This window comes from Novosphingobium nitrogenifigens DSM 19370 (assembly GCF_000192575.1).
Classification (GTDB): domain Bacteria; phylum Pseudomonadota; class Alphaproteobacteria; order Sphingomonadales; family Sphingomonadaceae; genus Novosphingobium; species Novosphingobium nitrogenifigens.
Map to the genome: position 1 here is coordinate 67,302 of NZ_GL876925.1, position 7,367 is coordinate 74,668.

Consider the following 7,367-nt stretch of genomic DNA (forward strand, 5'->3'; position numbering starts at 1 on the left):
CGCAGGGAGGCAGCCATGCCCCAGGACGCAGAGCACATCAAAGACCACTTCGAACTGTTTCGGGGTGAAGAATACAAGGACATGATCGCCAACAAGCGGGCGAATTTCGAAAACCGGCACCCCGAGGCCGAAGTCGAACGCGTCCGCGAATGGGCCAAGACCGAGGAATACAAGGACCTCAATTTCAGCCGCGAGGCGCTGGTGGTCAATCCGGCCAAGGCGTGCCAGCCGCTGGGCGCGGTCTTCGTCGCGGTTGGGTTCGAAGGCACGATCCCCTTCGTCCACGGCTCGCAAGGGTGCGTCGCCTATTACCGCTCGCACTTCTCGCGCCATTTCAAGGAGCCGACGTCGTGCGTCAGTTCCTCGATGACCGAGGACGCGGCGGTGTTCGGCGGGCTCAACAACATGATCGACGGGCTCGCCAACACTTATTCGATGTACAAGCCCAAGATGATCGCGGTTTCGACCACCTGCATGGCCGAAGTGATCGGGGACGATCTCAACGCCTTTATCAAGACGGCGCGCGAGAAGGGATCGATCCCTGAGGATTTCGACGTTCCCTTTGCCCATACCCCGGCTTTCGTCGGCAGCCATATCACCGGCTATGACAATGCCATGAAGGGCGTCCTTGAATATTTCTGGGACGGCAAGGCAGGCACGATCGAAAAGACCGTGCGTGTGCCCAATGCGAAGATCAACTTCCTCGGCGGCTTTGACGGCTATACCGTCGGCAACACGCGCGAAGTGAAGCGCATCTTCGACATGATGAAAGTCGAATACACGATCCTGGGCGACAATTCCGACGTCTGGGACACGCCGACCGATGGCGAATTCCGCATGTACGACGGCGGTACCACGCTCGAGGAAGCGGGCCAGGCGGTTCATGCCAGGGCGACCATTTCGATGCAGGAATTCTGCACCGAAAAGACGCTGCCGTTCATTGCCGCGCACGGGCAGGAAACCGTGGCGCTCAATCACCCGATCGGGGTCGAGGCGACCGACCGCTTCGTCATGGAAGTCGCGCGCCTTGCCGGGGTTGAGATCCCCGACGACCTCGCCAAGGAACGCGGGCGTCTGGTCGATGCCATCGCGGATTCCAACGCCCATATCCATGGCAAGAAGTTCGCGATCTATGGCGATCCCGACCTTTGCTATGGCCTGGCGCAGTTCGTGATGGAACTGGGCGGCGAGCCGGTCGTGGTGCTTTCGACCAACGGCAACAAGGCCTGGGCGGCCAAGATGCAGGACCTTTTCGACAGCTCGCCGTTCGGGGCGGGGTGCAAGGCCTATCCGGGCAAGGACCTGTGGCACATGCGCAGCCTGCTGTTCACCGAAAAGCCCGATTTCCTGATCGGGAACACTTACGGCAAGTATCTCGAACGCGACACCGGCGTACCGCTGATCCGCGTCGGGTTCCCCATCTTCGATCGCCATCACAAGCACCGCTATCCGGTGTGGGGCTATCAGGGCGGGCTCAACGTGCTGGTGACCATTCTCGATCGCATTTTCGAGCACATGGACGCCAACACCAACGTGCCGTCCCAGACCGACTATTCCTACGACATCATCCGCTGATCGCGGAAAAGAGCAGCCCATGAACCGCGACCGGGTCCGTTTTCGGAGACAAGAGCGATGAGCAGTCTGAACCAGACCGTACAGGATGTCTTCAACGAACCCGGTTGCGACAAGAACCAGGCCAAGTCCGAGAAAGAGCGCAAGAAGGGCTGCACCAAGCAGTTGCAGCCCGGCGGCGCGGCGGGAGGCTGCGCGTTCGACGGCGCCAAGATCGCGTTGCAGCCGATCACCGACGTCGCCCATCTCGTCCACGGGCCGATCGCCTGCGAGGGGTCGAGCTGGGACAATCGCGGCGCCAAGTCGTCGGGGTCCATGCTCTATCGCACCGGTTTCACCACCGACATGAACGAGAACGACATCGTCTTTGGCGGCGAAAAGCGGCTGTTCAAGGCGATGCGCGAGATCAAGGCGAAGTACGATCCGCCCGCGATCTTCGTCTACCAGACATGCGTGCCCGCAATGATCGGCGACGACATCGAGGCGGTGTGCAAGGCGGCGAGCGCAAAGCTCGGCACCCCGTGCATTCCGATCCTGTCGCCCGGTTTCGTGGGTCCGAAAAACCTCGGCAACAAGCTGGCGGGTGAGGCTCTGCTCAAGCATGTCATCGGCACGGTCGAGCCCGAGCAGACCACGCCCTATGACATCAACATCATCGGCGAATACAATCTGGCCGGGGAACTCTGGCAGGTAAAGCCGCTGCTGGACGAGCTTGGCATCCGCATCCTCTCCTGCATTTCGGGCGATGCGCGCTATCGCGAAGTGGCGTGGTCGCACCGCGCCCGCGCGGCGATGATGGTCTGTTCCAAGGCGATGATCAACGTCGCGCGCAAGATGGAGGAACGCTACGCCATCCCGTTCTTCGAGGGGTCGTTCTACGGCATCGGCGACATGTCGGACTCCTTGCGCCAGATCGCCCGGCTGCTGATCGAGCGGGGGGCCGATCCCGAATTGTCCGACCGCACCGAAGCGGTGATCGCGCGCGAGGAAGCCCGCGCCTGGGCCGCGATCGAACCCTATCGCCGCCGCCTTGGCGGAAAACGCGTCCTGCTCATCACCGGGGGCGTCAAGAGCTGGTCGGTGGTCTCCGCCCTGCAGGAAGCGGGGATGGAAGTGGTCGGCACTTCGGTCAAGAAATCGACCGACGAGGACAAGGACAAGATCAAGGAGATCATGGGCGCCGACGCGCACATGATCGACGACATGCCCCCGCGCGAGATGTACCGGATGCTCAAGGGGTCCGAAGCGGACATCATGCTGTCGGGCGGGCGGTCGCAGTTCGTCGCATTGAAAGCGACGATGCCGTGGATGGACATCAACCAGGAACGGCACGAGGCCTTTGCCGGGTATCACGGCATGGTCGCGATGGTGCGCGAAATCGACCGCACTTTGTCGAACCCGATGTGGGAACAGGTGCGCGCGCCCGCGCCATGGGACGAGGACGCGCCCGACTGGCAAAGCCTTGCCCTTGCCGAAGCGCCTTCGTCGGAGGCGGCGTGATGGCGCGGGTCGAACGCTCGGGCAAGGCCTGCACGGTCAATCCGCTCAAGATGAGCCAGCCGATCGGGGGCGCGCTCGCGTTCATGGGGCTGCGCGGCACGATGCCGCTGCTGCACGGATCGCAGGGGTGCACTTCGTTCGGGCTGGTCCTGTTCGTCCGCCATTTCCGCGAGGCGATCCCGTTGCAGACCACCGCCATGAGCGAAGTGGCGACCGTTCTGGGCGGGTTCGACAATGTCGAGCAGGCCGTGCTCAATATTGCCAAGCGGACCAGGCCCGAGCTGATCGGGATCTGTTCGACCGGGGTGACGGAGATCAAGGGCGACGATCTCGACGGCTTCGTCCGCCAGATCCGCGCGCGTCATCCCGAGCTGGCGTCGATCGCGATCGTGCCCTGTTCGACGCCCGACTTCGCGGGCGCGTTTCAGGACGGCTGGGCCCGCGCGGTCGAGGCGATGGTTGAACATCTCGTCGATGCGGTCGAGCCGGGGGTAACGCCGATACGCGATCCCGCGCGGGTCAATGTCCTGCCCGGATGTCACATGACGCCCGGTGACATCGACGAATTGCGCGACCTGTTCGAGGCATTCGGGCTGGTGCCGACGTTCCTGCCCGATCTTTCCGGCTCGCTCGACGGGCATATCCCGCAGGATTTTACCCCGACCACGCTGGGCGGGACATCGGTCGGCGACGTGCGCGCGATGGGCATGGCCGCCCATACCATCGCCATCGGCGAACAGATGCGCCCGGCGGCCGAGGCGCTGATGCGCCGGACCGGGGTGCCCTATCGCCTGTTCGAACGGCTGACCGGGCTTGCCCCCTGCGACGTGCTGATGGGCTATCTGTCGCGGATTTCCGGGCGGCCGGTGCCGCTGCGCTACCGGCGTCAGCGCGGGCAATTGATCGATGCCATGCTCGACGGGCATTTCCACATCGGCGGGCGGCGTATCGCGGTCGCGGCCGAACCCGACCTGCTTTATGCGCTGACGACGTTCCTGCACGAAATGGGCGGCGAGATCGTCAGCGCGGTGTCCTCGACCGCAAGCCCGCTCCATGCCGAAGTGCCCGCCGCCAAAGTCGTGATCGGCGATCTGGAAGACATGGAGGACGAGGCGCGGGAAGGACATGCGCAGATCCTCGTCACGCACAGCCACGGGCGGCAGGCGGCCGAGCGGCTGGGTCTTCCCCATTTCCGCATCGGCTTGCCGCTGTTCGACACACTGGGCGCGGGGCACCTCGTCAGCGTCGGGTACAAGGGCACGCGCGACCTTATTTTCGCGATCGGCAACATGCTGATGCACGCCCGCCACGAGGCAGGCGCCGACGACTGGCGCGATGCCTGGGCCGATGATTCCACCAGCACGCACACCACCATCAGGGAGGCAGCGGAATGAAAGTAGCCTTTGCCACACAGGATCTCCAACGGATCGACGCCCATTTCGGCTGGGCCCGCAATCTGGCGATCTATGACCTGACTGCCGAAGGATGGGCGCTCGACCGGGTGGTGGAGTTCTCCGGCGAGCTCAACGAGGACGGCAACGAGGACAAGCTCGCGCCCAAGCTGGAAGCACTGGCAGGCGTGTCGATCCTGGTCGTTGCGGCGATCGGCGGATCGGGCGCGGCGCGGGTGGTGGCACAGAACATCCACCCGATGAAAGTCGCCGAGCCCGAACCGATCGAGGCCATGCTCGGCCGCCTGCAGGACGTGCTCAAGGGCACGCCGCCGCCGTGGCTGCGCAAGATCATGAGCAAGTCCGGCGAGCGCAGTTTCGATTTCGAGGAAGAGGAAGCCTGACCATGGAAGCGACTGCAACCCTGCCCGTGATCGAGGGCTTTGCCGCCGATCTCGTCCGCCAGATCCGTGCGCAGGACACCCACGGATCGTGGGACCGCAAGAGCGATCTGGACCTGATCGAACCGTTCATCGTCGACAAGGACAAGCGCCGGGCCATTCCGATCATCGGCGATCCCGATCCCGACACGATCTGGCGGCTGGAACTGTTCTATGGCGCGCTGTGCCTGACGATCGAACGGCGCTGCGGACGGATGGTCAGCCCGTTGATGAAGCTCAGTCATGAAGGCTTTGGCCGCATGGTGCTCGCCTGCGGGCGCCTGATCGTGGTCAACAAGGCGCTGCGCGACGTTCATCGCTTCGGCTTCGACAGCCTCGAAAAGCTCAATGCCGAGGCCGAGAAGCTGATCGCGCAGGCGATCGCGATGATCGAGCAGTTCCCCGCCGTTGCGGATTACTGAGGGAGGCAAGGCGATGGTCGATGTCGATACGCTCAAGGCCGAAGTGAAAAAGCTGTCGGCCAAGGCAATGCAGGCCAAGATGGACTTGCACGACTTGTCCGAGGACTTGCCCGTCGGGGTCGAGAAAGTGCCGGTCGTGGCGCAGCGCGTGGTGGAAACCTACGCCGCGCTGGCCGAGGCGCGGGCGGCGATCAAGGCTTTGGAGGAAAAGGCGTGACCGGGATGCTGACGCGCGGCGGGCGCGCCTGGACCCCGGAATACCTTCTCGCCATCAATCCGGAACTGTGCATCGGCTGCGGGCGCTGCTTCAAGGTCTGCGGGCGGGGCGTCATGGGTCTCCACGGCCTTACCGAAGACGGCGCGCTGGTCGATGACGACGACGATGACGACGAAATCGTCAAGCGGGTCATGGCGCTCGACGACGCGGCGGCCTGCATCGGTTGCGGCGCCTGTGCGCGGGTCTGCCCGACCAGTTGCCAGACGCACGGGGAGGCGTGACGGCGATGCGGGCGGGGCTGCTTTACGACGCCCTGACCGATGCGGCGGCGGCGGTGGGCAGCGATCCCTTCGATGCGCACGTGGCGGCCGCCGTGCTGGCGCTGGCCGCCGGGGAAGCCGAGCGCGAAGGCGTGGACCTTGCCGAACGCAGCGGCCTTGACGGCGCCGACCATGCCGCCCTCGCGCGGTGCCTTTTTGGCGGGTTCGGCCTTGCCGGGGCGGGGGGCGCGGTTCTGGCGGTGGGAGTGCAGGAACAGACCCTGCGCGACATCCTGTGGATGAACAGCAGCGGCGCCACCCGGTTCGAGGCCCTGCTCGCGCGGATGATCGCCCGGCGCGCCATGCGGCCCCACCATTTGTGGCAGGACTTGGGGCTCGGCAACCGCGCGGAGCTCAGTGAAGTGATGCGCCGCCATTTTCCGCGCCTTGCCCGCCGCAACGAACAGGACATGAAATGGAAGAAGTTCTTCTATCGCATGATGTGTTCGGACGAGGGCTTTACCCTGTGCGCGGCGCCCGTTTGCAGCGAATGCGACGACTTCGACCAGTGTTTCGGTAGCGAGGACGGGGAAGCCCTGCTGGCCCGGATGGCCCATGCCCGTCCCGCATTCGCGCCCGTGGCGCAAGGAGGCATGGCATGAACGACCCGATCTGTTCCTCGCCCCCCGACGAGGGCGCGATTCCTCCTGAACCTGCCGTCGACGCGGCGGCCGAGGCGCAGATCGTGGCGATGGTGCACCGGTTCTATGACCTGTGCCTTGCCGACGATCTGCTCGGGCCGATGTTCCGCGCCGAAATTCCCGAGCTTGAACCCCACATGGCGATCGTTGCCGATTTCTGGAGCCATGCCTTGCTCGGGACGCAGCGCTACCAGCGCGGCACGCCTTATTCGCATCACACCCATTTGCGGGTGGAGGAAGCGCATTTCGATCGCTGGATGGCGTTCTTTTCGCAAGCGGTAGGCGAAGTGCTGCCCCCCGATCTTGCCGACAAGGCGATGAAGCGCGCGGCGCACATGACGATCAGCTTCCGCATGGGGCTCCTGCCGCTTCCCGAACCGGGGGCACGGACATGACGAGCCCGGACATGACGAGCACGGGGACCCCGGCGATCTATGCCGTTTGCGCGCTGGACGACATCCCCAACCGCCGTGCGCGCGCATTCGTGCTCGCCCGGCCCGGCGCCGACGGTGCGCCGCAAGTCTGGCCCATTTTCATCCTGCGCTGGGGCAAGCACGTCCGCGCCTATGAAAACCGCTGCCCGCATCAGGGCGTCCACCTCGACTGGGAACGCGGTGAATTCCTCGACGGCGAGGGCATGCGCATCCAGTGCGGCAAGCACGGCGCGCTGTTCGACATGGGCACCGGCCTGTGCGTCGAGGGGCCCTGCCGGGGCGAGGGCCTGTCCCCGATCGAGGTCGTGATCGACGAAGGCGAGATCTGCCTTGTCGGCGTGGACCTGATCGAGGACGGGCTGGGGGCCTAGAGCGTTTTCGAACCAGATGGAATCATCTGGTGGCTTGGAAAACGCGGCAAAACAAGAAT

Annotated in this window: 10 protein-coding genes; all 10 read left to right on the plus strand. The window is 64.5% G+C overall.

The annotated features are described in order from the left end of the window. Nucleotides 1–15 precede the first annotated feature (15 nt). The 10 genes from nifK to Y88_RS00355 are packed head-to-tail and all read left to right on the plus strand — an operon-like array spanning nt 16 to nt 7,308. The gene (nifK, locus tag Y88_RS00310; protein ID WP_008065014.1) at nt 16–1,575 is read left to right on the plus strand and encodes a nitrogenase molybdenum-iron protein subunit beta; all 1,560 of its coding nucleotides are present in this window, start codon (nt 16–18) and stop codon (nt 1,573–1,575) included. A gap of 57 nt (nt 1,576–1,632) precedes the next feature. Next, nucleotides 1,633–3,072 carry a nitrogenase iron-molybdenum cofactor biosynthesis protein NifE gene (nifE, locus tag Y88_RS00315; protein ID WP_008065013.1) on the plus strand — a complete coding sequence of 480 codons (1,440 nt, stop codon included), beginning with the start codon at nt 1,633–1,635 and terminating at the stop codon, nt 3,070–3,072. Further along, complete coding sequence (gene nifN / locus Y88_RS00320) at nt 3,072–4,466, plus strand: nitrogenase iron-molybdenum cofactor biosynthesis protein NifN (RefSeq protein ID WP_018076051.1); 1,395 nt, start codon at nt 3,072–3,074, stop codon at nt 4,464–4,466. The genes nifE and nifN overlap by 1 nt, the downstream gene beginning before the upstream one ends. After that, nucleotides 4,463–4,867: a nitrogen fixation protein NifX gene (nifX, locus tag Y88_RS00325; protein WP_008065011.1), complete on the plus strand. Its 405-nt coding sequence runs from the start codon at nt 4,463–4,465 to the stop codon at nt 4,865–4,867. The genes nifN and nifX overlap by 4 nt, the downstream gene beginning before the upstream one ends. A gap of 2 nt (nt 4,868–4,869) precedes the next feature. Further along, nucleotides 4,870–5,325, plus strand: coding sequence for a NifX-associated nitrogen fixation protein (locus Y88_RS00330; protein WP_008065010.1), 456 nt, complete (start codon nt 4,870–4,872; stop codon nt 5,323–5,325). Between the two features lie 13 nt (nt 5,326–5,338). Continuing rightward, nucleotides 5,339–5,542, plus strand: coding sequence for a CCE_0567 family metalloprotein (locus Y88_RS00335; RefSeq protein ID WP_008065009.1), 204 nt, complete (start codon nt 5,339–5,341; stop codon nt 5,540–5,542). A 5-nt stretch (nt 5,543–5,547) separates the two neighbouring features. Then, on the plus strand, nt 5,548–5,823 hold the full coding sequence (gene fdxB / locus Y88_RS00340) for a ferredoxin III, nif-specific (RefSeq protein WP_018076052.1): 276 nt from the start codon (nt 5,548–5,550) through the stop codon (nt 5,821–5,823). Nucleotides 5,824–5,828: 5 nt separating this feature from the next. After that, on the plus strand, nt 5,829–6,464 hold the full coding sequence (locus Y88_RS00345; protein WP_036500606.1) for a nitrogen fixation protein NifQ: 636 nt from the start codon (nt 5,829–5,831) through the stop codon (nt 6,462–6,464). Next, nucleotides 6,461–6,898 carry a group III truncated hemoglobin gene (locus Y88_RS00350; RefSeq protein WP_008065006.1) on the plus strand — a complete coding sequence of 146 codons (438 nt, stop codon included), beginning with the start codon at nt 6,461–6,463 and terminating at the stop codon, nt 6,896–6,898. Before Y88_RS00345 ends, Y88_RS00350 begins: the two co-directional genes overlap by 4 nt. An 11-nt stretch (nt 6,899–6,909) precedes the next feature. After that, nucleotides 6,910–7,308 (plus strand): Rieske (2Fe-2S) protein, encoded by a 399-nt coding sequence (locus Y88_RS00355; RefSeq protein ID WP_026167059.1) that lies wholly within the window; start codon nt 6,910–6,912, stop codon nt 7,306–7,308. Nucleotides 7,309–7,367 lie beyond the last annotated feature (59 nt).

Bases quoted from the DNA above. Each gene is read 5' to 3' on its own strand.
- nifK (WP_008065014.1), top strand. From the start codon at position 16: ATGCCCCAGGACGCAGAGCACATCAAAGACCACTTCGAACTGTTTCGG.
- nifE (WP_008065013.1), top strand. From the start codon at position 1,633: ATGAGCAGTCTGAACCAGACCGTACAGGATGTCTTCAACGAACCCGGT.
- nifN (WP_018076051.1), top strand. From the start codon at position 3,072: ATGGCGCGGGTCGAACGCTCGGGCAAGGCCTGCACGGTCAATCCGCTC.
- nifX (WP_008065011.1), top strand. From the start codon at position 4,463: ATGAAAGTAGCCTTTGCCACACAGGATCTCCAACGGATCGACGCCCAT.
- Y88_RS00330 (WP_008065010.1), top strand. From the start codon at position 4,870: ATGGAAGCGACTGCAACCCTGCCCGTGATCGAGGGCTTTGCCGCCGAT.
- Y88_RS00335 (WP_008065009.1), top strand. From the start codon at position 5,339: ATGGTCGATGTCGATACGCTCAAGGCCGAAGTGAAAAAGCTGTCGGCC.
- fdxB (WP_018076052.1), top strand. From the start codon at position 5,548: ATGCTGACGCGCGGCGGGCGCGCCTGGACCCCGGAATACCTTCTCGCC.
- Y88_RS00345 (WP_036500606.1), top strand. From the start codon at position 5,829: ATGCGGGCGGGGCTGCTTTACGACGCCCTGACCGATGCGGCGGCGGCG.
- Y88_RS00350 (WP_008065006.1), top strand. From the start codon at position 6,461: ATGAACGACCCGATCTGTTCCTCGCCCCCCGACGAGGGCGCGATTCCT.
- Y88_RS00355 (WP_026167059.1), top strand. From the start codon at position 6,910: ATGACGAGCACGGGGACCCCGGCGATCTATGCCGTTTGCGCGCTGGAC.